Genomic DNA, 24396 nt, shown 5'->3' with positions numbered 1-24396 from the left:
GGCCCGGGGCTGGCGCCGCCCCCCCCCGCCCCGGCCCCCCCCCCCCCCCCCGGTGTGCGCGCCCCCCACCCCCCTCAAAACCCCAACACACCCCCCCCCCCGCGCCCCCCCCCCCCCCCCGCTCCCACAAACCAAGCACGCTCAACCAGAACTCACACCAACTCCGCCGGCCCAACCACCTGCACGCCCGGCTGTGGGTCCAATACCGCCTGCACCAAGGCGTCGGCAATCCGCGTGGCCGGATTGATCCGCCATGCCCGCGGCAGCACCGGCGCCAGCGCCCCCAGCACCACGCTGGCCAGATGCTCGCCGGCACGCCGCTCGGCGCGGTCGCCACCAATCAGGCCCGGGCGTACCAAGGTCAATGAAGCAAACCCCAGCGCGCGAAGATCCTGCTCCAGCTCGCCCTTGACCCGGCTATAGAACACCAGCGAACGCGGATTGGCACCGGCCGCCGAATTCAGCGCAAACACCTCGCAGCCGTTGGCCCGTACCGCCTGCGCGATCGCCAAGGGATAGCCATGGTCGATCTGCCGGAAGGCCTCGCGCGAGCCGGCCTGCTTCATCGTCGAGCCCAGTGCACAGACCACCGCATCTACCTGCCAGCCCGACGCCACCGCCGCCAACCCAGCGAAATCCAGCACCGGATTGAGCAGCCTGGGGTCGGTGCGCGCCAGCGCGCGCCGGGTCGGCGCCACCACGCCACTGCAGCGTGGGTCGGACAGCAAGCGCTGCAATACCTGCGCCCCGACCAGTCCGGTCGCGCCAGCCAGCAATACCCGCATGATGTGCTCCTGTGATCGGCTGCCATTCAAGCCGGCTGCTACCTTGCCGATAATGGGGCTTGGACACCACCTCCGGCTGCGCACAGGCGCCGCCGCAACCCGCCCGGACCCCTGCGCAATGGCCGACAGCCCCGACGACTCCTCCGCTTCCCGCAGCAGCGGGCTGGGCCGCATCCTGTCCCGGCGCACCGCGCCACAGGCGGCTGCAGCGGTCGAGGTCGTAGCCAACGGGGGCGGTGGCATGGCGATGCTGCAGCGCCTTTTCATTGGCGCCAACGCACCGGAACCGGTGTTGGCGGCCTTCGCCCAGGGCATGTGCACCCTGCCCGGTGAACTCGGCGACATGGGCCAGCGCCTGCACAGCGCACACGCCGAACAGGATTGGGAGCGCTACGGCCGCCTGCTGCGGCAGTTGATCGACAAGTACATCCGCACCGTCGAGTTGGAAGCCTCCCACACCAGCAACAGCCAGGCCGAGCAGCTGCGCGACATGCTGCGCGACACCCTCGGCGCCGTGCTGGCCAGCCTGATGCAGCAGTCGCCCGAGCTCGAACAGCAGGCCCAGCGCATGGGCGAGGAACTGCGCACCTGGCGAAGCGGCCAACCCTTGCAGCCGGTGGCCATCCATCTGCGCGAGCTTTGCCACCAGGTCGGCGTGCGCAGCAGCAGCCTGCAGGAACAGCGCGACCTGCTGCTCAACCTGTTCGACATGCTGCTGGAGAACATCTCCGAACTGCTCGATGGCGACAGCTGGCTGCAGGGCCAGATCCGCTCGATCCGGCAACTGCTGGCCGGGCCACTGGACGCCAACTCGCTGGAGCAGACCCGCAACGACCTGCGCGAAGTGATCTACCGGCAAGGGCTGCTGCGCGAGGGCATCGATCAATCCAAGCAGGCGATGAAGGACCTGATGGTGGACTTCGTGACGCAGGTGGACGGCATGGTCACCGAAACCGGCGAATTCCACGATCGCATCGCCAGCTATTCCATTGCCGTACGCCAGACCCGCAGCATCTCCGACCTGACCCAGCTGCTGCAGGACGTGCTGCAGGACACCGCCCGGGTACAGGCACAGGCCGCACGCGCGCGCGACCATCTGGCCAATGCCCGCGCCGAGGCCAAGGCCGCCGAGCAGCGCGTGCAGCAGCTGGAACGCGAGCTTGAGGAAGCCGGCAGCCAGCTGCGCACCGACCCGCTGACTGGCGCCCTCAACCGCCGCGGCCTGGAGCAGCAACTCAGCGAGTTGCTGGCCGACCACAGCGCCCCCCTGAGCCTGGCCATGATCGATCTGGACCACTTCGGCCAGACCAATGCCCAGCACGGTCACGCCGGCGGCGATCAGGCCCTGCGTCATCTGGTGGCGGTGACCCAGCAGCGCCTGCGCGGCCGCGACTGCATCGCCCGCCTCGGCGGCGACGAATTCGTACTGGTGCTGCCCGGCCTCAACCGCGCTGCAGCGCTGGAGACCCTGCAGCAGCTGCAGCAGCAGCTGGCGCAGCGCCCCTTCCTGCATGAAGAACAGCGTGTGCAGGTGCGTTTCAGCGCTGGTGTCGCCCAGGCCCAGCCCGGCGAAGCCCTGCAGGGCCTGCTGCAGCGCGCCGACCAGGCTTTGTATGCGGCCAAGCGCGTTGGCCGCAACCAGGTCCTGCCCGCCGCCTGAGCGGCGAGCGCAACGACAATCGGCTCACGGCTGTGATATTTGCTGCGCTGGTGCGAATCACCAAGGCATGGACATCACCGCGACCACCCCCATCGCCGAGCTGCAACAGCGCTTTGCCCAGTTGCTGGCCCAGCACCAGGGCATCGTGCTCAAGGTCGCGCGCGGCTATTGCGCGCAGCGCGACGACCGCAGCGACCTGATCCAGGAAATCAGCACCCAGGCCTGGCGCGCCTTCGCGGCCTTTGATCCACAGCGCGCGCAGTTCAGCACCTGGCTGTACCGCATCGCCTTGAACACCGCCATTTCACAGCTGCGCAGCCGCGAGCTGCGCCGGCAATACCACAGCGACGCGGCGCTGGAAGACGACCTGGCCAGCATCGCCGACAACGCCGAGGACAACGCCAGCCTGGCCCAGCTCAACCAGCTGATACATCGCTTGCCGGCACTGGATCGCGCCTTGCTGTTGCTGCACCTGGACGACTGCAGCCACCGTGAAATAGGCGATGTGCTGGGCATCAGCGCCAGCAACACCGCCACCCGCCTGCACCGGCTGCGCCAGCAACTGCGCAGCCAGTTCGCCCCCACCGACACCACGCGAGGCTGACCTCATGGAACTCGACGAACTCAAGGCCGCCTGGGCACAGCAGGCGCAACGTATCGACCAGCTGGAAGTGCTGGCGCTGCAGGCATGGCAGCAGCCGCGCCAGGCCGGCGTGCGGCGCCGCCTGCGCTGGTTCAGCGCCCTGCAACTGGCTTGGCTGCTGGTATGGATCGTGGTGACCGTGCTGGCGGCCAGCTTCTGGGTGGAGCACCGTCAGATGCCGCATCTGCTGCTAAGCGGGCTGGCCATGCATATCTACGGCATCGCCGCGATCTGGGTATCGGTGACCCGCGCCTTGTTGGCGCTGCACGCAGATGCGGCCGGGGCACCAGTGTTGATCCAGCAGCAACGGCTGGCGCGGCTGCGCCGCTTCACCGCGCTCAGCGAGCTTGGCCTGGGCCTGCCGTGGTTCTGCCTATGGCTGCTGGCGCTGCAATGCCTGTGCGTGCAGTGGCTGGGACTGGACCTGTACGCGATGGCGCCAGCGTGGTTCCTCAGCACTTTGGGCTTCGGCGTGGTGGTGATGCTGGCTAGCGTCGCGGCCGCACGCTGGGCGATGCAACGCTTGCCGGCCAGTCATCGCCTGCAACGCTTGCTGGACAGCCTGTCCGGGCAATCGTTGGCCCGCGCGCAGCAGCAGTTGCGGGAGTTGCAGCAGGGCCTGCAGTGAACTGCAGCGGTGTTGCTGTTTTGTGGGAGCGGCCTCAGCCGCGAAGCAGGGAATGCTTCAGGCATCAGCAATAGTGCCGGCATGACAGACATCTGATGGATTGCCTGCTTCGCGGCTGAGGCCGCTCCCACAATCAAGGCAGGAATGCCGGCATCAATGCGCGGCTTTCGCCCCACGCAAACGCTGGATCATGGTCACCGCGGTCAGCACCACCGCGCCGATGATGATGCCCACCACCATGCTGCCCAGTGCGTTGGCCAGCCACTCCAGATTGGCCGGTGCCAGCCCGACCACGAAGTGGTGCAGTGGCGGAATCGCGTGCACCAGAATGCCGCCGCCAACCAGGAACATCGCTGCGGTGCCGGCAATCGACAGGCCGCGCATCAACCATGGCGTGGCATACAGCAGACCGCGTCCAAGCGCCGCCAGCGCGCGGCCCTTGTCCAGCAACCAGGCGCCGATATCGTCGAGCTTGACGATGCCGGCGACCAGGCCATAGACGAACACTGTCATGCCCAGCGCGATCACGATCAGGGTCGCTACCTGCTGTGCAAACGGATGGTTCGATACCACCCCCAACGACAGCACGATGATCTCCGCCGACAGGATGAAATCGGTACGCACCGCGCCCTTGATCTTGTCCTTCTCGAACGCGACCAGATCCACCTTCTCATCGGCCATGGCCTTCAGGCGCTCGGCCTTGTGCGCCTCGTCCTCTTCCTTGGAATGCAGGAACTTGTGCGCCAGCTTCTCCACGCCTTCGTAGCAGAGGAAGGCACCGCCGATCATCATCAGCGGGGTGATCGCCCACGGCAGCCATGCACTGATCGCCAAGGCCGCCGGCACCAGGATCGCCTTGTTGACCATTGAGCCCTTGGCCACCGCCCACACCACCGGCAACTCACGGTTGGCAGTGACGCCGGTTACCTGCTGCGCGTTCAAGGCCAGATCATCACCGAGCACACCGGCGGTCTTCTTGGCGGCGACCTTGGTGAGGATGGAGACGTCATCCAGCAACGCGGCAATATCGTCGAGCAGGGCAAACAGGCTGGCTCCAGCCATGGGTCACCGTAAGGTCATGAGACAGGGGAAGGGAGGATTCTCACTCATTCGCGGCTGGATCGGGGCATGGGACCACGTATTCACCCACCGGCAACCCGGCTGCGGCCACACTGCAGCTTCGGCCGCCAGGAAGACCCCCGCTTGATGGACCCGACCAACAGCGACAACCCGACCACCGTCGGCGGCAACAGCCGACGCCAGCAGATCGTGCGGCTGCTGCTGCGCTACCGCAGTTCGGGGGTGTTCTCCGGCATCTCGCTGGATGGCGAAATCCCGCGCCTGGGCCGGCCACCGGCCGCCGGCAATCCCACCCAGTTCGTCGCTGATCTGGAAGCGCTGGGCACCACCTTCGTCAAACTTGGCCAGGTGCTGTCGACCCGCCCGGACATGATCCCGCCCGAATACGTGGCCGCGCTGGAACGCATGCAGGAAAAAGTCGCGCCGATCCCAGTGGAACAGATCCGCGCGGTGATCGAGGACGAGTTGGGCGCGCCGGTCAGCAAGCTGTTTGCCTGGTTCGACCCGCAGCCGCTGGGCAGCGCCTCCATCGCCCAGGTCCACCAGGCCGAACTGCACGATGGCCGCCAGGTTGCCATCAAGGTTCAGAAGCCCGATGTCGCCGCCCAGCTGCGTTCGGATATCGGTGTGCTGCGCAGCTTCGCCACTGCCGCCGATCACCTGACCCGGGTCGGCCGCAAGGTGCGCTTCTCCGACTGGCTTGGCGAGTTCGCCAAGACCCTGCGCATGGAGCTGGACTACGAGGCCGAGGCCGCCAACCTGGCGCGTTTCGGCCAGCATCTGGCACCGTACCCCGAACTGTGGATACCGCAACCGGTGTGGGACCTGTGTGGACGCCGCGTGCTGACCATGGAACTGGTGCAGGGCGTGCGGGTGGATGCGATCCCACCGGTGCGCCGCACCGAGCAGTCAATGGTGCCGCTGGCCGCCGCACTCGTACGCGGCTATCTGGACCAGATCTTCGTGCATGGCGAAATCCATGCCGATCCGCATCCCGGCAATCTGCGCGTCACCCCCGAAGGCCGGCTGGCGATCTTCGACCTGGGCATGGTCGCGCATGTGCCGCCACGGCTGCGCCAGCGCCTGCTGAAGGTATTGTTCGCCGCAGTGGATGGCCGTGGCGAGGAAGTGGCCGACGAGATCATCGGCATCAGTACCCGACTGGAGGACTACGACGAGGAGCGCTATCTGCGCGAGACCGGGCAGATGATTGCCCGCTACGCTGCCAATGGCACCTTGTCCGAAGGCCATGTGGTGCTGGAGATCGTGCGCATCGCCACCTCCAGCAACCTGCGCACGCCACCGGAGCTGAGCCTGCTCGGCAAGGCGCTGCTCAATCTGGAAGGCGTGTGCCGTTTCCTGGCGCCGGAGATGCAAACCCGCAAGGTTGTCGAACGGCAGCTGCAGCATGTGATGCGCGCACATTTCCGCAAGTCGTTCTCGGCGGCCAACCTCGCCAGTGAGGCGATGGAGCTGCAGCAGCTGCTGCGCAACGGGCCGCGCCGCATGTCCGACATCCTCAGCGTGCTGGCCGAGAACCGGCTGCAGATGAAGGTCACCGGCCTGGACGAATCGCGGCTGATGGAGAACATCCAGAAAGTGGCCAACCGCATTGCTGCTGGCCTTATCACCGCTGCCTTGCTGTTGTCCTCGACGTTGTTGATGCGCGTGCCGACACGCTGGACGCTGTTCGGCTACCCGGCCTTTGCGATGCTGCTGTTCCTGCTCGGCGTGATCATCGGCCTTGGACTGATTGTCAGCTCACTGCTGTTCGATCGCCGCACAAGGGCACGGGCACGCGAAGAGCGCGGACACCGCTGAGCACGGCGGTATCACCGTAGCCCGGGTGAGCACAGTGCACCCGGGAGCACAGGGTGCATGCAGCAATACAACAGCAGTGTGATGCGCGCTTGCCTTGAACGGGCGCAGACAAGCGCAGGTCATCTCCCTTCGATCATTCCCTGCCCCGGGTGCGCTGCGCTTACCCGGGCTACGTGGGTGCATGAACAATCCAATTGCAGCTTGAGAAGCGACAACAGAAGTCTCCAACCGCTGAAATCAGGCCAAAAGCACACTCTCTCACCACAACTCACAGCTTTCGACGTACAGCACATAGCGCGCAACTGATGATGAATGCAGCTGCGCCGTCCCAACATTTCAGTCAGGTTACGGCAGGCAAGATCCAGATGCTTCTGCCACGACACTGAAACAACAGTGTGTAGAGCGATGACGGCCTAGGCCGTCGCCCCTGTCTCCGCTACCCACGTGACCGCATGCATTGGATCATCTGGCTGTCTCTGGCAGCACTGTTTGTATTGTTGATGTTGTCACCCACCCTGGCCCGCGTGAAGGCAGGTCTTCTATCGCTGCTGTTGTTGGCACTGAGCAGCTGGTGGCTGATCGACAAACTCAGCGGCGATGGCATCAACTCGGCCACGCTGTACCACCTGCGCAGCGACATGGAAGGCGCCGGCGTTGGCGACTTCAGCGCCTACATCATCGGCTTCATCGGCCTGGTGATCATCTCGCTGACCCCGCTGCTGTTGCTGCGCGTGCGTCGCCTGCAGCGCCCACGCCATGGCGTGGCAGTGTTCGGCGGCTTCGCCGCACTGCTACTGACAACACTGCTGCTCAGCCCGTTGTACACCGACGGCAAGCGCATCTATCAGCAGATGCAGCCAGTGGACTACAGCGCGGTAGCACCGGAATACCAGTTGCCATCGAAGGCGTTGGCGCAGCGGCCGAACATCGTCTGGATCTACGGCGAGAGTCTGGAACGCACCTATGTCAACGAAGACGTCTTCCCCGGCTTGATGCCCAACCTGACCCGACTTGCGGGCGAAGGCCTGGATTTCCGCAACATCGCCTCGGCCGACGGCAGTGGCTGGACCATCGCCGGTCTGGTGTCCTCCATGTGTGGCGTGCCGCTGACCACCGCGCAGGGCGACGAAAACAGCATGGGCCGGATGGGCCGCTTCCTGCCCGAAGCCTTCTGCCTCGGCGATTACCTGAAGCAGCAGGGCTATAGCAACCACTACATGGGTGGCGCCAACGGGCAGTTCGCCGCCAAGGCCGACTTCCTCAACTCGCACGGCTTTGACGACGTGCGCGATCTGGAATGGTTCCAGCAGCAGAACATCGCCAAACGCCATTTCTCCAATTGGGGCGTGCACGATGACGTGCTGCTGGAACGTGCCTACGAGCGGTTCCTCGAGCTCTCGGCGAGCGGCCAGCCGTTCATGCTGACCGCCTTGACCATGGACACCCACCACCCGGCCGGGCATCTGCCGGTTGCCTGCAAGAACACGCGCTACCGCAGCGCACACGGCAATATCGGCCTGCTCAATGCGCTCAAGTGCAGTGATCGCTTGATCTCGCGTCTGGTTGATCGCATCCGCAGCAGCGCGTTCGCCGACAACACGCTGGTGGTGGTGGCCTCGGATCATCTGGCCATGCCCAATGACCTGAGCCATGTGCTGGAGAAGCAGAAGCGCGAGAACCTGCTGCTGTTCCTCGGCAACAAGCTGCAGCCGCGGCAGATCGTTGCGCAGGCGGGCACCACGCTGGACTCGGGTGCTACCGCGCTGCAGCTGCTGGATCCGGCGATCGATGCGATCGGCTTTGGCCGCTCGCTGTTGAAGCCGACACCCGCGGCCAGTGCCAGCGTAGCGGCCACCAGCGGTGATACGAGGACCTACGCGCGCTATAGCGCATTCGCACGCTCGCTGTGGCTGGGTGAACAGACCCGCATGCTGCGACTGGATGACGACCAGGTACTGGTCGGCGTACAGAAGGTGCAGCCACCTGTATTGCTGGAATACGACCAGCAGTGGGACCTGAAATCCGTGTACCTGGAGAACACGTCACGCAAGTTCGAGGAGGCCGATCCGCAACATCGCCTGGCCTATGTCGATCGCTGCACCGCGTTTGAAGATGGCTCGGCCGATGGCCAATGGTGCGCCTTGCTGCTGGACAGCGATCAGGGCATGCGCCTGTACCGCGATGCGCAGCTGCGCCGTGGCATCGCTGTGGATGCGCCCTTGCAGGCGTTCAGCGGGCCACGCCCGAGCGTGCGTCAATCACGCATGATCAGCCGCCAGCCGCGCCACACCAGTCCCGGCCAATACGTACTGGAGCTGTATGCCGCACAGCGCCCGCAGCGCGGCTTCTGGGTGGAAGCGGTGGCATCAAAGCGCAACGTGGTGGTGGCCCAGCAATGGGTACAGCCCGATAGCGAAGGCCGCATCCGCATGCCGCTGGGCGTGAACCAGGAAATTGATGATCTGGAGATCCGCGCCTGGCTCAATCACGCCGAGCAGTTGGCCGTCGACGACTATGCGCTGGTGCCGACCAGCGATCATCCGAGGTCGTGATCAAGCTCTTGTAGGAGCGGCATGAGCCGCGAAGCTGGCGATGTTGCAATCGCCATTGCAGTCGCAATCCAATGGATCAATAGCTTCGCGGCTTACGCCGCTCCTACAGATCACCGGTAAAGCCCCTGCCGAGCACGGCTCGGCACTACCTAGGCCTCGGGCGGATCGCGCACCAGGTGGATGTCGGTCGGGGTGACCAGGGCGATGCCGGCGGCAGCACTCTGCTCCAGCAAAGCGAACAGCACGTCACTGCGGGTGCCGTATACACTGCGCGACGATGACACATAGGCAAAGCTGTTCACCGCCACCTGTCCACCACTGATCGAATCAATGAAGAACGACGGCGCCGGATCGATCAGCACCGTTTCGTTGGCCGCGTAGATCCCCAGCAGCAAGGTCCGCAGCTTGCCCATGTCGGTGCCCAGCGGCACCGAGAACTGCACCTGGATGCGGCCCAGCGCATTGGCCATGGTCATGTTGCGGATGGTCTTGGTGATCAGCTCCGAGTTGGGCACGATCAGCGTGGAACGATCGCCCACCTGGATCTCGGTCGAACGCACCGAGATGCGGCGGATATCGCCCTCCTGGTCACCGATCTTGATCCAGTCACCGATCTTCACCGGGCGTTCGGCCAGCAGGATCAGGCCGGAGACGAAGTTCTGGGTGATCGCCTGCAGACCAAAACCAATACCCACCGACAAGGCGCTGGCCAGCAAGGCCACCTTTTCAAAGCCAATGCCCAGCGCGGCCAGCGCCCACAGCGCAGCCAGCACGATGCCGAGATAGTGGGCAACGGTACTGATCGAATTGCGTGCACCGATATCCAGGTCGGTCTTGGGCAGATAGGTATCCACAAGCCAACGCTGCACCACCCGCATCAGCGCCAGGCCCAATACCAGCACCAGCACCGCGCTGATGATCGAGGCCGGCGTCAGCAGGTTGCCGCCGATCTTGATGCCGGCCGACAGGCGCTCCAGCCAGCCATACAGGGCGCTGACGTTGCCGAACGGTGCAACAAAGGCGGTGATGCCCAGCATCACCAGCGCGAGCCGTGACGTGGCCGACAGCAATACGCCGGCCTGTTCCAGGCGATTGGAGGACAAGCCGGTCGACAGCCGCAGCATGCGCCCGGCGGCACTGTCCGGTGCCAGCAGCCACAACGCGAAGTCGTCGGCGAAGCGGGTCAGCAACGTCGTCGCCAGCACGATCACCGTGCCCCAGACCATCTGCTGGGCAGTGAACATGGCGAAGTTGAGGTAGCCGAGCAAGGTCGCCACCAGCGCGGCGAAGATGCTCAGGTAGCCGCCCAGGCGCGCCACGATCAGCCAGCCACTGCGCGGTGCACGCGGCGAGCGGCCGCTGCTGGTGTTCTCTGCTTCGGCCTGTGCTGCCTGTGCGGCGCGGCGCCGGTGCAAGCCGGCCAAGGTCGCCAGCATGCTCATGATCAACACCACGTAGGTCAGTGCGATCAGGCCATCCAGGGTCACCGTGCCCACCGCCGAGGTGCGCGCCGCGCGATTGACGTCGCGCAGCAGCATGGTCAGCCAGGTCAGGCTGGCCGCACCCCAGGCAAAACGCCGCAGGCGGGCGGCGGCGACATCATCGATGTCCAGCAGGCGCCAGGTCGGCCGCGACGGCACCAGCAGGCTGGCCGCCACCGCACCGATGAAGGCCGCCACGAAGGTGGCGACGACGAACATGTCGGCCACCGATTCCAAGCGCGGCGCGATCGCATCGATTGCCCGCAGGCTGGCCACCAGTACCGTGGCCGCCAGCCCGGGCAGCAGGGTGCCGACCAGCAGCAGCCACACCGCAAGACCGGTGCGACGCAGGCGTCCGTCCGGGGCGCGCTCGGAAGCGGCATAGCGGCGGCCAAGGTGGCGCAACCAGATCCGCAACGGGAACAGCATCAACAAGGCCAGCGAAGCGCCCAGCAGCGGCATGCCCCAGCCCTGCTTGCGGGCTGCCTTCAGCAGGGCATCGTGGGCTTGCCGGTACAGCGACCGGAAGCGGGCGAGATCGTCAGGCACATGCGCACCAAACTCGCGCCACAGCGCCGGCGACAGTGGCGAAGCCACCTTGCGACCCATCTGCTCGCCAAACTGCTGGGCACGCATCTTCTCGATGGCCTCGTTGGCCTGCTTGGCCTCCTCGGCCAGCAGCTTGCCGCGCTTGATGTCGGCATCGATCTGGCTGCGTTGCTGGTCCAGCAGCTTGCGCTGGCGGGCGATACCCGACTCTTCCCCGCCCTCTGGTGCCGGCCCGAGCTGCTCGATGCGGGCATCGAGCTGGGTCAGTTCCGGTTGCAGCGCGGCGACGCTGGCCTCGGCCTCGCGCTGCGCCTGGGTGGCACGCTCGGCCAGGGTTTTCAGGGTTTCCGGCGCGTCGGCGTCATTGACCGCACGTTTGACCGCCGCAACTGCGCGCGAGGCCTGTTCTATGCGGGTCTGCGGACTGCTGTCAGCCGCCGCACCATCAGGCGCGGCCCAGGCCATATTGCCGGCAGCCAGGCCAACCAGCAGGACAAACAACAGCGCGCGCAGCGGATGCAGAAAGCGTTGGGCAAGCAAGGCAGGACACCGGATCGCGCGGACCACCGCGCCTGCCGGGAACTATATGTCAGTGCGCGTTCACATCCTGCAAAACCGTGCCCACTCTTCAGTACTCGAGCGACAGCTCGACGATGTGGTGGCGGTTGAGCTCGTAGATTTCCTTGAACTCATCCTCGGTCAAGGCATGCGGCGCGTAGATCGCCACCGGCTCCCACACCTGCGTGGTGGCTTGCGGCTGGCGCGGGCCGGCACGCAGGGTGAAACCCAGCCCCTCGTACTCGACCACCTCCGGCAACTGCTCCCAGCGCTCGCGTGCGTAGCGGTTCTGCCCCATGAGCAGGATCACGACAAACATGGAGGACTCCTGTTTTCGGACGACACCAGCCTAGCGCAGCCGGATTTTCCCGGCGCGAAGAAACGCCGCCGTCGATGGCGGCGATTCAGTGAATGGCGAATCAACCCACCGGGCACAATCCCTTAACCGGCAGTGGCCTATAGCTGTTGCCCCGGCGCGGCACCCCGCGCCACCGCCGAAGAGGTCAACCATGACGCAACACTCCTCCCTGGCAACCATTCCGCACGTGGACCTGCAGCGCTACCTGGGCACCTGGTATGAAGTGGCGCGCCTGCCAATGCGCCACGAACCCGAGGATGCCACCGACATCAGCGCCCATTACTCGCTCAACGAAGACGGCAGCGTGCGCGTGCAGAACCGCTGCCTGCATGACGGCAAACTGGAAGAATCGATCGGCCAGGCAACTGCAATCGATGACAGCAACAGCAAGCTGGAAGTCAGCTTCCTGCCCGAGGGCCTGCGCTGGATTCCCTTCACCAAGGGCGACTACTGGATCATGCAGCTGGACTCGGCCTATACCACCGCTCTGGTGGGCAGCCCCGACCGCAAATACCTGTGGCTGCTGGCGCGCCTGCCGCGGATGGATGCCACCACCCGTGACCATTACATCGCCTATGCACAACAGCAGGGCTTTGACACCAAACCCTTGATCCACACCCCGCATACCGGCCACCCGACCGGCTGACAACCGCTGCAGCGGCGAACGGAGGCGCGCATGGACCTGAAGAGTGGCTACCCGTTCTGGGCCATCAAGAACGGCCTGATGCATGCCTTCGCGCCGTTGCAGCAGGATCTGCGCTGCGAGGTGGTGGTGGTTGGCGGTGGCATCACCGCCGCGCTGATCGCCGATGAGCTGGTGCAGCATGGCCATGAAGTCGCGGTCATCGAGCAGCGTGATATCGGCTGGGGTTCCACTGCGGCCAGCACCGCGCTGCTGCAATACGAGATCGACACGCCCCTGCGCGAGCTCGCCAAGCGTCATGGACTGGAGGCAGCAGTGCTGGCCTACCGTGCCTGCGAGCAGGCCATCGAAGCATTGCGGGTGTTGGCCGCGCAGGTGGACGACGTCGATTTCCGCAACGCGCGCAGCCTGTATTACGCCAGCCGGCGCCGCCACCTGGGGCCGCTGCTGGAAGAATTCGAACTGCGTAGCCGGCATGGCTTCGCGGTGGACTGGCTGGACGCCGCGGGCGTTGCCGACGAGTTCGGCTTCAACGCGCCCGGCGCGATTCTCAGCACACCGGCCGCAAGCATGGACCCTTACCGCATGAGCTACCGGCTGCTGATCCGGTTGCTTGCACGGGGTGCGCAGGTCCATGACCGCTGCCGCATCGACGCGGTGGAGACCAGCACCCGGCAGGTGCAGCTGCGCACCGCCGATGGCCTGCGCATCGAGTGCAAACATCTCGTGGTGGCCACCGGCTACGCGGCCCAGCAGTGGTTGCGCCAACGCGTTGCACGCAACCGCAGCAGCTATGCGTTCGTCACCGACCCGTTGCCGGCGGATGCGCTGGCGCAACTGCGCGACACCTTGCTGTGGGAGACCGCCCGCCCCTATCTCTACCTGCGCACCACCGCCGACCAGCGTCTGCTGGTCGGCGGCGAGGACGATGCCATCGACCTGCCGCTGCGCCGCGATGCGCAGGTGGATCGCAAGGCGCAACGACTGGCAACAAAGGTCGGCAAACTGTTCCCGCAACTGGCGATGACCCCGACCTTCGCCTGGGCAGGCACCTTTGCCGAGACCGAGGACGGCCTGCCCTTCTTCGGCCCGCACCCGCAATGGGGACCGCGCGTGCATTTCGCCATGGCCTACGGCGGCAATGGCATCACCTATTCGATGCTGGGTGCCGGCCTGATCCGCGCCGCCATCGAGCGCCGGCCGCATCGCTTGGCGGAGTTGTTCTCCTTCCAGCGCCTGGCCTGAAAGTTCCCCTGCAGCGACGGTGATCGACAGCCATCGTTCAACGCTTTTCTGTTAGCGTCCATGTTGCCCGCCAGCACGGCGTGGTCCCCGTACCGGAGCACCCGCAACATGATCCGCACATCCCTGATCGCCGTCCTGTTGTTGGCACCTGCCCTGGCCATGGCGCAGGACGATGCCGCCAGCACTGCGGGCGGGCTGGACCTGAGCGTGCCGCAGGCACCGCTGCGCTACCTGGGCGATATCTACAAGGGCGATGCGCCAGGCACCTATTACGGCGACCACAGCGGTCGCGGCCTGGCCAAGAAGGACAACAGTCCAGGCGCCGAGGTAGTGGACGACAAGCTGCAGGTGCATGGCGCGGTCAGCGCCGGCATCGGCTATTCCAAGGCCTACGGCAACAGCAATTGGCAGGCCGTGGACCTGAACCTGGGCAAGAACTACAACACCGACGAGGGCGAGAGCCGTCGGGTGAACCTGAACATCCATATGAGCAAGAGCGAAGGCCCCGGCCCCTATGGCTACGGCCCTGGCCCGGGTTTTGGCCCCGGCCCCTGGGGCGGCTGGTAAGCCCGCCCCTGCTGCTCCTGGCGGCTACTGAGCCCGCCGTTCCCTGGTTCCAGCGGGTGGCAAGCCCGTCCACAGGCGCCCACTTAGCGGCCGGCGTGCATCCACAGGCAATCCAGCGCATCCAGCGCGATATGCACCAGCAGGCCGATGCCGAACAGGCGGGTCCGCTTGGGCAGGGTCAAACCCGCGTACAGCACGATGGCAGGCGCGGTATGCAGCGGGTGGAAGCCGATGCTGCAGCGGTTGGGGGCATAGATCGGGTCGGCCAGCAGGTGGTCCAGGTCGATCACCCAGCCCAGCAGCAGCAATAGCCAGGCCTTGCCGAACTGCGGCCGCCAGAACAGCCAGGCCAGCAAGGCCGGCACCGCCACATGCAGGCACAGGTGCAGGATCGCGCGTGAACTCATTGCCGTGCCGCCAGCGGCAACACGGCAAAACCAGCCCTGGCGGGCCTGACGGGGACAACTGCGGGAACCTGCATACGCGCGGACTTTGCTGAACCAGCCCCGATTGTAGGCCGGAGCCCAGCCGGTGCGGCGTTACACTATGCCCCCGCCGGCATCCCCGCCGCGGTGGTTCCGGAGTGGCAATGATCAACAACGACGTACTGCGCAGCATCCGCTACATGCTCGACCTCAGCGACAGCATGGTGGTGGACACCATTCACCTGGCCGATTCCAGCTTTGAAGTGGATGCGGCCCAGGTGCACGACTTCCTGCGCAAGGACGACGAGCCGTTGTTTGAAGCCTGCCCGGATTCGGTATTGGCACGCTTCCTGGACGGTCTGATCTACCACTACCGTGGCCGCGATGAATCGCAGCCGCAGCGTCCGCCGGAAAAGCGCATCACCAACAACATCGTGCTGAAGAAGCTGCGCGTGGCCTTCGAGCTGAAGGACGTGGACATGCATGCGATCTTCGAGGCCGCTGGCTTCCCGATGTCCAAGCCGGAGCTGTCGGCACTGTTCCGCCAGCCGGACCACAAGAATTACCGCGAATGCGGCGACCAGGCTCTGCGCAACTTCCTCAAGGGCCTGACCCAGCGCGTGCGTCCGGCGTAAGCGACTGTGGGATGTGGGAGCGACAGCTCCCTTGTGGGAGCGGCGTAAGCCGCGAAGCTGACAATGCATCTGCGCCGGAGATTCTCTTCGGCCGATATGGCGTTGTCCGCTGCTTCGGAAACAACTGTGGCTTCGCGGCTTAACCCCCTCCCACAAAAGCTGCAAAAGCTGCAACGCCCGCGCGGTCTGACCGTTTACAGGATGCGGTAAACCCGCGCCTTCGGCAGGTCTTCGTCCACCTGCAGGAACCAGCGCCCGGCGATGCCCGGGATCACTTCGATTTCCGGTGACTGCAAGGCAGCGCGAAGGCGCATCTGGCCTTTGAGCACCTTCCATTGCTGGCCATTGGCCAGCACAAACACCGTACCCGGTTCCCAGCCCTCCACCGTTCCCTGCACGCTGCTGTGCACCGGCCCTTCTTCCAGGCCGATCTGCATGGGGGCCGGCGTGGGCGTGGCGGCCACTGGTGCCGGTGATGGCGCTGCTTCGCTGAGCATGCGATTGAGCAGCTGCAGCTGCTGCGCACTCAAGCCGACCTGCTGCAGCTGTTCGGCGCTCAGGCGCTGCTCCAGCGGCAGGTAGTCGCGTTGCTGGCTCCAGGCCAGTGGGGTTGTCGACAACAGCATCGCGGCGAGCAGCAGGCGGGTTTTCATTCTCATGGTCCTTCCGGCCGATGCCGGTTGAGGCGCACTTTGCTGCAGTTTGGTTGCAGTGGTGTTACAGACTTGCTTTTGGGTTTGCTTGCCAGGAGCTTCCCCTCACCCCAACCCCTCTCCCGCATGCGGGAGAGGGGCTCGGATCACGTCGGCTGCTAGTCCACTAGCCCCTCTCCCGCGTGCGGGAGAGGGGTTGGGGTGAGGGGAGGCTTCCAGCGAAAAATCTCGAACAACAGCAAGAACCCAAAAGAAAAGGCCCGGCATAGCCGGGCCCTCCTTCGCTACATGACGCCAAGGCGCCAGTACGTCTTACCAGCTGAAGCGCGGACCGACGGTCCACTGCTTGTCACCGTTGTTGAACATCTTGATGTCGCCATTGATGCCCCAGTTCTGGTTCAACTTCACCTGGCCACCAAGACGGCCGTAGAAGTCACCTTCCGGGCTGATGCCGTGCTTCTTGCTGAAGTCTTCGTAGCCAGCCATGGCATAGACCTCGGCGTGCTTGCCGAATGCGGTGCGGATGCCGGCTTCAGCGCTGTAGCCGTTGAAGTCCAGGCCCTGGGCAAACTTCTCGTCGTACTTTTCGTAAGCCGCACGAGCAACGAAATCGGTGGTCGGCGCGATTTCCTTGTTGAAGCCGGCGCCAACGCGCCACTGCTCGATATCAAGGTTGGTGTGCGAGATTTCCTGGCGGGTGTATTCACCGAAAGCGTGGAAATTCGGCAGGAACCCGTAGGAGCCCTTTACGCCCCAACCTTCAGCCTTGCCGTCGGCCGAGGTCTTGGCGTAATCGGCTTCAGCATAGTTGTAGGACAGGCCGTCAGCGGCCGAAGCGGCGAACGGGAGGGCGGCAACCAGCGCCAGGGCAATCAACGAAGTCTTCATGGGGTACTACCTCTGCATTACTGAGCTTGATGGCACGACAGCAAACAGCTGTCTGCGTCCGGATGTAAGTTTTCCGTTAGACGCCCCAACAAACCCTGAAACCACGCCTGCAATAAAACGCCGATTTTTGGCTTTTATTCAGGCGTTTTCTGGCACGCGCGGCGCGCGCGCACTTTGCATCCCGTTCATTTTCGCAATTGCACGCAATAATCAGCGTGCGCGTTTGCCTGCGGAGACGCCGCCAAATGTGGTTGGCAATGCGGCGTCGTGCAGCGGCACGCCGGTCTCGATATCACGCAGGATGGGGCAATCCGGGCGGTCGTCACCGGCGCAGCAATTGGCCAGCGCCTGCACGGTCTGCACCATGCCCTGCAGCTCGGCGATGCGCTGCTGCAGTATCTGCACGTGCTCCAGCGCCATGCGCTTCACATCGGCGCTGTGCCGCGAGCGGTCGCGCCACAGCTCCAGCAGTTCGCCGATACGCTCCACGCTGAAACCCATGTCACGCGAGCGCTTGATGAAACCCAGCGTATGGATGTCACGCGGTGCGTACAGGCGGTAGCCGGCGTCGGTACGTGCCACCGGCCCGATCAGGCCGATGTCCTCGTAGTAGCGGATCATCTTGGCGGAGATGCCGGAGGCCTTGGCGGCCTGGCCGATGTTCATGCCCTCTTCCATCGTCATCACTCCTCAGGCGTCCATCTGTGGGGCACGGAAGCGCTTCAGGCGCAACGCATTGCCGAGTACGAACACCGATGACAGCGCCATCGCACCGGCCGCGAACACCGGCGACAACAGGATGCCCCAGACCGGATACAACACGCCGGCCGCGACCGGAATCAAGGCCGCGTTGTAGACGAAGGCCCAGAACAGGTTCTGGCGGATATTGCCCATCGTCGCCTTGCTCAGCGCGATGGCATTGGGCACGCCCTGCAGGCTGCCGGACATCAACACCACATCGGCCGCCTCGATCGCCACATCGGTGCCGGTGCCGATCGCCAGGCCGACATCGGCTTCGGCCAAGGCAGGTGCGTCGTTGATGCCATCTCCGACATAGGCCAGCCGCCCGTGCTCGACCTTGAGCCGGCGTACCGCATCGACCTTGCCTTCCGGCAGCACTTCGGCAACCACTTCATCGATGCCGAGCTGGCGCGCGATGGCTTCAGCGGTGCGACGGTTGTCGCCGGTGATCATCGCTACCTTCAGGCCCAGCGCATGCAGGCTGGCGATGGCGGCGCGGGTATCGGACTTGATCGGGTCGGAGACTGCGATGATCGCCGCCAGGCGGCCATCCAGCGCTGCGTACAGCGGGCTCTTGCCCTCTTCACCCAGACGCTGCGCATCGGCGGCAAACACCGCCACATCCAGGCCGAGCTTCTGCATGAAACGATCCGCGCCCACTTCCACGCGCACGCCGTCCACGTTCGCACGCACGCCGTAGCCGGTCACCGATTCGAAGGCATCCACGGCCGGCAACTGCAGGTTTTCCTGCTGTGCGGCAGTGACGATGGCGCGAGCAATCGGGTGCTCCGAGCGGTCTTCCACTGCCGCCACGCGTGCCAGCACCTCGCTGCGCTGGAAGCCTTCGGCCAGCTGAAGATCGGTCAACAGCGGACGGCCTTCGGTCAGGGTGCCGGTCTTGTCCACCGCCACCACCTGCGCTTCCTTCAACAGCTGCAGCGCCTCGCCCTTGCGGAACAGCACGCCCAACTCGGCGCCACGGCCGGTGCCGACCATGATCGAGGTCGGCGTCGCCAGCCCCATCGCACACGGGCAGGCGATGATCAGCACCGCCACCGCATTGACCAGACCAAAGGTCAGCGCCGGCTCGGGGCCGAAGATCAGCCACACCGCGAAGGTCAACAAGGCCAGGCCCATAACGATCGGCACGAACACCAGGGTGATGCGATCAACCAGCGCCTGGATCGGCAGCTTGGCGCTCTGCGCCTGCTCCACCAGGTGGATGATCTGCGCCAGCACCGTTGCGCCGCCGACGGCGGTGGCACGCACGCCGAGCGCACCGGTCTGGTTGACGGTGCCGCCAATGACAGTGCTACCCGGCGCCTTCTGCACCGGCACCGGCTCGCCGCTGATCATCGATTCATCGACATAGCTGTCGCCGTCGACAACCTCACCATCCACCGCGATGCGCTCGCCCGGGCGCACTTCGATCACGTCGCCACTGGCGATCTGTTCCAGCGGCAGCTCGACCACGCTGCCATCGCGACGCACCCGCGCGGTCTTGGCCTGCAGCTTGAGCAGGCGCTTGATCGCCTCGGAGGTGCGGCCCTTGGCCTTGGCCTCCAACATGCGACCAAGCAGGATCAAGGTGACGATGACCGCGGCGGCCTCGTAGTAAACGTTGACGGTGCCGGCCGGCAGCAACCGCGGCAGGAAGGTCGCAACCAGTGAGTAGCCGTACGCCGCCAGCGTGCCGACCGCGACCAGCGAGTTCATGTCCGGCGCTGCGCGCAGCAGGGCCGGGATGCCCTTCTGGTAGAAACGGCGACCAGGGAACACCAGCACCAGCGTGGCCAGCACGAACTGCAGCAGCCAGCTGTTCTGGGTGCCCAGCGTGCCGGCGATGAAGTGATGGAAGGCCGGGATCAGGTGCCCGCCCATTTCCAGCAGGAACACCGGCAGGCTCAGCGCTGCGGCTATCCACAGATCGCGCTTGAGCACGCGCAGGTCATCAGCATGCCGTTGCGCCTGCTGATCCTCATTGCTGCCGGCGCTGCCGATCACACTGGCCGTATAGCCGGCCTTTTCGATCGCCGCCAACAGCGCGGCCGGGGCGGCGCTGCCCTGCACGCTGGCGCGCTCCGTGGCCAGGTTGACGCTGGCCGACTGCACGCCCGGCACCGCCTTCAGCGCGCGCTCGACGCGGCCCACGCAGGAAGCACAGGTCATGCCTTCGATCAGCAGCTCCTGCGCGGCGGGGGCGGAGACCTCGTAGCCGGCCTTGTGTATGGCCTGCACCAGCGCCTCGCGCGGCACGCTGCCGTCGGTCTGCACGCTGGCACGTTCAGTGGCCAGATTGACGCTGGCCTGGCTGACCCCGGGGATGGCCTTCAGCGCACGCTCGACCCGGCCCACGCAGGAGGCGCAGGTCATGCCCTCGATCATCAGATCTTCGGTAGCAGGCCCGGTCTTGTGCTTGCCCGGACTGGCGATGCTGCTCATCGGCACGTCTCCATTTCTATTGTTGGAGGCACCTTAAAGCTTCCAACGATGGGAGGGTCAAGCGTTCTTTATCGCTTGACCTTGCCATCATGGCAAGCTTCATGCTGGCTCCAGCCCAACGGAGAAACCCCATGAAACTGCATATCGAAAGCATGACCTGCGGCGGCTGCGCACGCAGCGTGACGGCCGCCATCAAGGATGTAGACCCGGCCGCCACGGTCGACATCGACCTGCCAGGCAGGAATGTGAAGATCGAGTCCAGCCAGCCAGTGGAGAACTTCACCAAGGCACTGGAAGACGTGGGCTTCCCGGCGAAGTAACGCCGATCTGCCGTTGTAGGAGCGGTGTCAGCCGCGAAGCTGACGAATTACCAGATCGAGGCATTGCCGGGTTGTCATGGACTCCCGGCTTCGCGGCTGACGCCGCTCCTACAAACCTGACGCTCACTCAGCGCGCGCGCTTCCACACTTCGCGCTCAACCCGGCGCTCGCCGTCCCAGCGCTCCAGCGTCCACACATCGCCTTCCAGGGTGTAGCGGAAGCTGTAGCTGCCGCCGTTCTCCAATGGATACGACGCCATCAACGGCGTTTCCACATAGTGCCCGTCAGCACTGCGATACGTGCCTGAGCCGCCGGCCCAGAACTTGCCATCGCTGGTGGTGGTGAAGGCAAAACGGCCATCGGCCAATACCTTGGTGCCGGCCAGCTTCTGGCTGGCGTAGTCCACGACCTTCCCTTCCGGGTTGATGAACTCCCCGGCCTGCAGTTGCCAGGCGCCCTGCAGGCCCTCGGCGCCGTGTGCGCCGGCAGCGCCCAGCATCAATACAACGGTGGCGAAAGAACGCAGCAGCATCGGCAAGTCCTGATCGGGATGGGCCCGCATTGTGCGCATCGCCGCTGCCCGAACGCCAATACGGGTTCATTGGCAACCTTTGGCGGGGCGCTATCATTGCCGCATTACACGAATCAACGGCGGCCACAACGTGCAGACCCTACTCACCCCGGTATCGATTGGCGAACTGATCGACAAGATCACCATCCTCGAGATCAAGGCCGAGCGCATCACGGATACCGCCAAGCTGGCCAACGTGCGCACCGAGCTGCAGGGCCTGTGGCCGCTGTGGCTGTCGCAGCAGGAAGCGCGCCCGTCGCTGAGCGCGCTCAAGGACCAGCTCAAGGCCATCAACGAGCGCATGTGGGAGATCCAGGACCGCCTGCGCGAGAAGGAAGCGGCGCAGGATTTCGGTGCGGAGTTCATCACCCTGGCGCGCGGCGTGTACGGCACCAATGGCGAGCGCATCGTGGTCAAGAACGAGATCAACCGCGTTGCCGGTTCGGCGCTGGTTGAAGAGAAGCAGTACCAGGGCGAGTAAGCACCCTGCTCCCTCCCTTTCGCGCAGCGAAGGGGAGGGTTGGGGAGGGGTGCTCTTCGCAACAACCTCAAAGCCTCAAGCAAAAACCAACCCCCTCCCAACCTCCCCCTTGGCTTACGCCAAAGGGGAGGAGCCAAGCGCTCCCGGCCACGCAAGCAGCCACGCCCCCTCCCTTTCGCGCAGCGAAGGGGAGGGTTGGGGAGGGGTGCTCTTCGCAGCAACCACAAAGCTTCAAGCAAAAGCCAACCCCCTCCCAACCTCCCCCTTGGCTTACGCCAAAGGGGAGGAGCCAAGCGCTCCCGGCCACGCAAGCAGCCAAGCCCCCTCCCATTCGCGCAGCGAAGGGGAGGGTTGGGGAGGGGTGCTCTCAGCGGCAACCTCAAAGCCTCAAGCAAAAGCCAACCCCCTCCCAACCTCCCCCTTGGCTACGCCAAAGGGGAGGAGCAACGCCAGCCTCGTCGGAGGTTCAGCGCAAAGTGCTTAGAACGCTATCTGCGCCCACAAGCCGGCTTCATGGCTTTCCAGCGACTTCTTCGCCGTCTCCTGCCTCAGCTGCTTGCCCACCGCCGCCAGACGCAGGTGCTTGTTCGGTTTCCATTCCACACCGACCATGTGATACCGCTCGCGGGTACGCGGATCGATGTCCAGGCTCATCCGGGTTTCTTCGTGGCGGGTGAACACTGCGTACTGCGGGTTCAACTGGTAACTGCCCCACACCGACCAGCCGCGCTGGTCGTCGCTGCCCGGCTTGACCACCCGGGTCCAGTCCTCGGCACGGAAGTACTGCGCGCCGATCCGGCCACGCTCGCCGACCCAGCTGGCCATCGCGTTCCAGCGCTGCGCGGTGTGTTGCCGCGGCATGTCACCCGCATCCAGCGCACGGGTGCCACGGTAGCCGCCCAGCGCCAGCTCAACTCCCTTGGCCGGCGCCCAACCTACCCGCGCCTCCACGTCCGGGCGATTGCCCAGGCGCGGCTTCTGGTAACCACCACCGGTGACCACCGAAGCGGCGTAGGTGAAGTCACCACGGGTGTACTGGCCATGCACGCCGTAGTCAGCCGCATTGCCCATCTTGCTGCGGGTGATCAGGGCACCATCGACATAGCGATAACCATCACGCGCCGACTCCTGCTGGATCCACGGCAGCGGCGCGTTGCCCAACCGCAGCCAGTTGCCCTTGCCGAAGCTGCGCTGCAGGTAGGCATGGCGCAGCCACACGTCGGTGGGGTCGCTGTTGCGCAGCCACTGCACGTCGGTGGTGACCTGCGCCGTCCAGTGCTGGTTGAAGCGATGATCGACGGTGATGAAGGTGCGCTTCAGATCCAGCGCCAGGCCTTCATCGTCGGTGACCACGCCATCACGATCCAGCTGGCTGGCGTTGACGAAGATCTGCGCCGACACCTTGGTGGCGGGCGCTGCATCCTGGGCCCAGGCCACGGCCGGCAGGCACAGTGCAGCCAGCGCGGCGGCCAGTGCATTACGGGAAACAAACTGCATCACTACTCTCCTGGTGCCAGCCAATGCTGGCGGTATGCGATCTTTCGGGTAAATAACTGGCGGCCGTTCCTGCGCGGCTGCCAGGCAAGCAGGCCGCCTCATCCAGCCGCCCAGCGCTCACCGAGACCACGGGTGCGGCGCCGGCGAAGCAAGGTTTCACAACGGGGGCTTTCTGGCGCCAGCAGCGTGCCGATGCAGGCTTTGAACGGGGTGCTTCCCCATAACGGCAGCGACGGGCATTCATTGACCCCTCTCCTGCCCCCTCGCCCCCTGTCACCACGCCTGCTGGTACGGATGCGGTGGCACGGAGCCGGGCTGGCTCGCGAATCGACTTCCTGAAGCTGGTTCATGTTCCCTGCCTTACCCGAAGCAAGGCCATTGTCGGCAGGCCAACGCCAGCCGACCCTGATCAATATCAATGCCGTTGGCGGTTCGTCGCCGATCGGTTGTGCGCCAGGCCACATAACCGTGCTTCCGCTGCGTGCAAGGACGGCTCGCAACGGAGTTTTTGCAGGACCGAAACATTGTCCGGCGCAGAATCGATGTAACCCATTACCGCGGTTCCACCGAAGGCGGCCCCACGCCGCCCATCCTGCGAGGCCCGACATGTCTTACGTAGATGGTTTCCTGGCCGCCGTGCCGCTGGCCAACAAAGCCCGGTTCATCGAGCACGCGCATATTACCGATGCCCTGTTCATCGAGTTCGGTGCCTTGCGGGTGACCGAATGCTGGTCCGACGACGTGCCACACGGGACCCTGACCGACTTCTACCGCGCCGTGCAGGCCAGGGACGATGAAGCGGTGGTGTTCTCGTGGATCGAATGGCCGGACAAGGCCACCCGCGATGCCGGCATGCAGAAAATGATGGAAGACCCACGCATGGACCCAGCCACCAATCCGATGCCATTCGACGGCAAGCGCTTGATCTATGGCGGCTTCATGCCGGTGCTGCATCTGGGCGATTAGGCGAGCATTGCAGTTCTGTAACCGGGGCAAGCGCAGCTGCTTCGGACACATGAGACTTGCCAGAATGGTCGAGCGCGATCGCTGCGCGTTTGTAGGAGCGGCGTAAGCCGCGAAGCTGACATCGTTTGAGCAACCAGCGTCCATGCCCACTGATGATGTACCTGCTTCGCGGCTCACGCCGCTCCTACAAAAACCAGAAGCCAGAAA

General features: G+C 65.0%; 23 protein-coding genes. 12 read left to right on the top strand and 11 right to left on the bottom strand.

All coding sequences use genetic code 11. The features are described from left to right. Positions 1-152: 152 nt before the first annotated feature. Complete coding sequence (locus tag AC1VWL_RS03660) at positions 153-785, bottom strand: NAD-dependent epimerase/dehydratase family protein (protein ID WP_482985797.1); 633 nt, start codon at positions 783-785, stop codon at positions 153-155. A gap of 118 nt (positions 786-903) precedes the next feature. Between AC1VWL_RS03660 and AC1VWL_RS03655 the strand changes: the two genes are divergently transcribed. The 3 genes from AC1VWL_RS03655 to AC1VWL_RS03645 all read left to right on the top strand — a co-directional run bounded on the left by AC1VWL_RS03655 (position 904) and on the right by AC1VWL_RS03645 (position 3716). After that, entirely contained in the window at positions 904-2445 is a 1542-nt protein-coding gene (locus tag AC1VWL_RS03655) for a GGDEF domain-containing protein (protein WP_482985796.1), read from the top strand. 67 nt (positions 2446-2512) lie between these two features. Continuing rightward, positions 2513-3049 carry an RNA polymerase sigma factor gene (locus AC1VWL_RS03650; RefSeq protein WP_482985795.1) on the top strand — a complete coding sequence of 179 codons (537 nt, stop codon included), beginning with the start codon at positions 2513-2515 and terminating at the stop codon, positions 3047-3049. Between the two features lie 4 nt (positions 3050-3053). Further along, complete coding sequence (locus tag AC1VWL_RS03645) at positions 3054-3716, top strand: hypothetical protein (protein ID WP_482985794.1); 663 nt, start codon at positions 3054-3056, stop codon at positions 3714-3716. A gap of 153 nt (positions 3717-3869) precedes the next feature. Here the strand turns inward: AC1VWL_RS03645 and AC1VWL_RS03640 are convergent, their stop codons facing one another. Next, positions 3870-4778: a DUF808 domain-containing protein gene (locus AC1VWL_RS03640; protein WP_482985793.1), complete on the bottom strand. Its 909-nt coding sequence runs from the start codon at positions 4776-4778 to the stop codon at positions 3870-3872. Between the two features lie 144 nt (positions 4779-4922). On the opposite strand from AC1VWL_RS03640, the gene AC1VWL_RS03635 reads away from it, so the two are divergent. Next, positions 4923-6617 carry an ABC1 kinase family protein gene (locus AC1VWL_RS03635; protein WP_282271459.1) on the top strand — a complete coding sequence of 565 codons (1695 nt, stop codon included), beginning with the start codon at positions 4923-4925 and terminating at the stop codon, positions 6615-6617. A gap of 452 nt (positions 6618-7069) precedes the next feature. Beyond that, positions 7070-9169: a phosphoglycerol transferase I gene (locus AC1VWL_RS03630; RefSeq protein ID WP_482985792.1), complete on the top strand. Its 2100-nt coding sequence runs from the start codon at positions 7070-7072 to the stop codon at positions 9167-9169. Between the two features lie 149 nt (positions 9170-9318). Here the strand turns inward: AC1VWL_RS03630 and AC1VWL_RS03625 are convergent, their stop codons facing one another. After that, positions 9319-11664, bottom strand: a complete 2346-nt coding sequence (locus AC1VWL_RS03625; protein WP_482985801.1) for a DUF3772 domain-containing protein — start codon at positions 11662-11664, stop codon at positions 9319-9321. A gap of 163 nt (positions 11665-11827) precedes the next feature. After that, entirely contained in the window at positions 11828-12076 is a 249-nt protein-coding gene (locus tag AC1VWL_RS03620; RefSeq protein ID WP_481615066.1) for a hypothetical protein, read from the bottom strand. A 190-nt stretch (positions 12077-12266) separates the two neighbouring features. Between AC1VWL_RS03620 and AC1VWL_RS03615 the strand changes: the two genes are divergently transcribed. The 3 genes from AC1VWL_RS03615 to AC1VWL_RS03605 all read left to right on the top strand — a co-directional run bounded on the left by AC1VWL_RS03615 (position 12267) and on the right by AC1VWL_RS03605 (position 14570). Further along, complete coding sequence (locus AC1VWL_RS03615; protein ID WP_482985791.1) at positions 12267-12761, top strand: lipocalin family protein; 495 nt, start codon at positions 12267-12269, stop codon at positions 12759-12761. A gap of 30 nt (positions 12762-12791) precedes the next feature. Continuing rightward, positions 12792-14003 (top strand): NAD(P)/FAD-dependent oxidoreductase, encoded by a 1212-nt coding sequence (locus AC1VWL_RS03610; RefSeq protein WP_482985790.1) that lies wholly within the window; start codon positions 12792-12794, stop codon positions 14001-14003. A 108-nt stretch (positions 14004-14111) separates the two neighbouring features. Continuing rightward, the gene (locus AC1VWL_RS03605; protein ID WP_482985789.1) at positions 14112-14570 is read left to right on the top strand and encodes a hypothetical protein; all 459 of its coding nucleotides are present in this window, start codon (positions 14112-14114) and stop codon (positions 14568-14570) included. A gap of 83 nt (positions 14571-14653) precedes the next feature. Here the strand turns inward: AC1VWL_RS03605 and AC1VWL_RS03600 are convergent, their stop codons facing one another. Next, positions 14654-14977 carry a DUF6122 family protein gene (locus AC1VWL_RS03600; protein ID WP_282271453.1) on the bottom strand — a complete coding sequence of 108 codons (324 nt, stop codon included), beginning with the start codon at positions 14975-14977 and terminating at the stop codon, positions 14654-14656. Positions 14978-15159: 182 nt separating this feature from the next. On the opposite strand from AC1VWL_RS03600, the gene AC1VWL_RS03595 reads away from it, so the two are divergent. Next, complete coding sequence (locus AC1VWL_RS03595) at positions 15160-15630, top strand: YehS family protein (protein WP_481615062.1); 471 nt, start codon at positions 15160-15162, stop codon at positions 15628-15630. Positions 15631-15824: 194 nt separating this feature from the next. On the opposite strand, the gene AC1VWL_RS03590 is transcribed toward AC1VWL_RS03595, so the two are convergent. The 4 genes from AC1VWL_RS03590 to AC1VWL_RS03575 all read right to left on the bottom strand — a co-directional run bounded on the left by AC1VWL_RS03590 (position 15825) and on the right by AC1VWL_RS03575 (position 20354). Then, entirely contained in the window at positions 15825-16283 is a 459-nt protein-coding gene (locus AC1VWL_RS03590; protein ID WP_482985788.1) for a hypothetical protein, read from the bottom strand. A 312-nt stretch (positions 16284-16595) separates the two neighbouring features. Beyond that, complete coding sequence (locus AC1VWL_RS03585; RefSeq protein ID WP_303748602.1) at positions 16596-17171, bottom strand: OmpO family porin; 576 nt, start codon at positions 17169-17171, stop codon at positions 16596-16598. 210 nt (positions 17172-17381) lie between these two features. Next, positions 17382-17837 (bottom strand): Cu(I)-responsive transcriptional regulator, encoded by a 456-nt coding sequence (cueR, locus tag AC1VWL_RS03580; RefSeq protein ID WP_482985787.1) that lies wholly within the window; start codon positions 17835-17837, stop codon positions 17382-17384. A gap of 24 nt (positions 17838-17861) precedes the next feature. Then, entirely contained in the window at positions 17862-20354 is a 2493-nt protein-coding gene (locus tag AC1VWL_RS03575; protein ID WP_482985786.1) for a heavy metal translocating P-type ATPase, read from the bottom strand. Between the two features lie 131 nt (positions 20355-20485). Between AC1VWL_RS03575 and AC1VWL_RS03570 the strand changes: the two genes are divergently transcribed. Next, complete coding sequence (locus tag AC1VWL_RS03570; protein WP_481615732.1) at positions 20486-20674, top strand: heavy-metal-associated domain-containing protein; 189 nt, start codon at positions 20486-20488, stop codon at positions 20672-20674. A 127-nt stretch (positions 20675-20801) separates the two neighbouring features. Here the strand turns inward: AC1VWL_RS03570 and AC1VWL_RS03565 are convergent, their stop codons facing one another. Continuing rightward, complete coding sequence (locus AC1VWL_RS03565; protein WP_482985785.1) at positions 20802-21206, bottom strand: hypothetical protein; 405 nt, start codon at positions 21204-21206, stop codon at positions 20802-20804. A gap of 130 nt (positions 21207-21336) precedes the next feature. On the opposite strand from AC1VWL_RS03565, the gene AC1VWL_RS03560 reads away from it, so the two are divergent. Continuing rightward, positions 21337-21726, top strand: coding sequence for a DUF6165 family protein (locus AC1VWL_RS03560; RefSeq protein WP_296246945.1), 390 nt, complete (start codon positions 21337-21339; stop codon positions 21724-21726). Positions 21727-22206: 480 nt separating this feature from the next. Here the strand turns inward: AC1VWL_RS03560 and AC1VWL_RS03555 are convergent, their stop codons facing one another. Next, positions 22207-23223, bottom strand: coding sequence for a hypothetical protein (locus AC1VWL_RS03555; RefSeq protein WP_482985784.1), 1017 nt, complete (start codon positions 23221-23223; stop codon positions 22207-22209). Positions 23224-23829: 606 nt separating this feature from the next. Between AC1VWL_RS03555 and AC1VWL_RS03550 the strand changes: the two genes are divergently transcribed. After that, a complete protein-coding gene (locus AC1VWL_RS03550) occupies positions 23830-24189 on the top strand; it encodes a DUF1428 domain-containing protein (protein ID WP_482985783.1) in 360 nt (119 codons plus the stop codon). Positions 24190-24396: the final 207 nt, after the last annotated feature.

It is taken from the genome of Stenotrophomonas sp. STEN063, assembly GCF_056854515.1.
The sequence above is the reverse complement of the archived record's forward strand: the minus strand, read 5'-3'. Positions and strand labels throughout refer to the sequence as shown.

Excerpts from the sequence above, each read along its gene's own strand:
- AC1VWL_RS03590 (WP_482985788.1), bottom strand. The coding sequence starts at position 16,283 with ATGAAAACCCGCCTGCTGCTCGCCGCGATGCTGTTGTCGACAACCCCA.
- AC1VWL_RS03635 (WP_282271459.1), top strand. The coding sequence starts at position 4,923 with ATGGACCCGACCAACAGCGACAACCCGACCACCGTCGGCGGCAACAGC.
- AC1VWL_RS03655 (WP_482985796.1), top strand. The coding sequence starts at position 904 with ATGGCCGACAGCCCCGACGACTCCTCCGCTTCCCGCAGCAGCGGGCTG.
- AC1VWL_RS03565 (WP_482985785.1), bottom strand. The coding sequence starts at position 21,206 with ATGCTGCTGCGTTCTTTCGCCACCGTTGTATTGATGCTGGGCGCTGCC.
- cueR (WP_482985787.1), bottom strand. The coding sequence starts at position 17,837 with ATGAACATCGGCCAGGCCGCCAAGGCCTCCGGCATCTCCGCCAAGATG.
- AC1VWL_RS03660 (WP_482985797.1), bottom strand. The coding sequence starts at position 785 with ATGCGGGTATTGCTGGCTGGCGCGACCGGACTGGTCGGGGCGCAGGTA.
- AC1VWL_RS03620 (WP_481615066.1), bottom strand. The coding sequence starts at position 12,076 with ATGTTTGTCGTGATCCTGCTCATGGGGCAGAACCGCTACGCACGCGAG.
- AC1VWL_RS03640 (WP_482985793.1), bottom strand. The coding sequence starts at position 4,778 with ATGGCTGGAGCCAGCCTGTTTGCCCTGCTCGACGATATTGCCGCGTTG.
- AC1VWL_RS03625 (WP_482985801.1), bottom strand. The coding sequence starts at position 11,664 with ATGGCCTGGGCCGCGCCTGATGGTGCGGCGGCTGACAGCAGTCCGCAG.
- AC1VWL_RS03595 (WP_481615062.1), top strand. The coding sequence starts at position 15,160 with ATGATCAACAACGACGTACTGCGCAGCATCCGCTACATGCTCGACCTC.
- AC1VWL_RS03555 (WP_482985784.1), bottom strand. The coding sequence starts at position 23,223 with ATGCAGTTTGTTTCCCGTAATGCACTGGCCGCCGCGCTGGCTGCACTG.
- AC1VWL_RS03600 (WP_282271453.1), bottom strand. The coding sequence starts at position 14,977 with ATGAGTTCACGCGCGATCCTGCACCTGTGCCTGCATGTGGCGGTGCCG.
- AC1VWL_RS03605 (WP_482985789.1), top strand. The coding sequence starts at position 14,112 with ATGATCCGCACATCCCTGATCGCCGTCCTGTTGTTGGCACCTGCCCTG.
- AC1VWL_RS03550 (WP_482985783.1), top strand. The coding sequence starts at position 23,830 with ATGTCTTACGTAGATGGTTTCCTGGCCGCCGTGCCGCTGGCCAACAAA.
- AC1VWL_RS03610 (WP_482985790.1), top strand. The coding sequence starts at position 12,792 with ATGGACCTGAAGAGTGGCTACCCGTTCTGGGCCATCAAGAACGGCCTG.
- AC1VWL_RS03585 (WP_303748602.1), bottom strand. The coding sequence starts at position 17,171 with ATGAAGACTTCGTTGATTGCCCTGGCGCTGGTTGCCGCCCTCCCGTTC.
- AC1VWL_RS03630 (WP_482985792.1), top strand. The coding sequence starts at position 7,070 with ATGCATTGGATCATCTGGCTGTCTCTGGCAGCACTGTTTGTATTGTTG.
- AC1VWL_RS03570 (WP_481615732.1), top strand. The coding sequence starts at position 20,486 with ATGAAACTGCATATCGAAAGCATGACCTGCGGCGGCTGCGCACGCAGC.
- AC1VWL_RS03645 (WP_482985794.1), top strand. The coding sequence starts at position 3,054 with ATGGAACTCGACGAACTCAAGGCCGCCTGGGCACAGCAGGCGCAACGT.
- AC1VWL_RS03575 (WP_482985786.1), bottom strand. The coding sequence starts at position 20,354 with ATGAGCAGCATCGCCAGTCCGGGCAAGCACAAGACCGGGCCTGCTACC.
- AC1VWL_RS03650 (WP_482985795.1), top strand. The coding sequence starts at position 2,513 with ATGGACATCACCGCGACCACCCCCATCGCCGAGCTGCAACAGCGCTTT.
- AC1VWL_RS03615 (WP_482985791.1), top strand. The coding sequence starts at position 12,267 with ATGACGCAACACTCCTCCCTGGCAACCATTCCGCACGTGGACCTGCAG.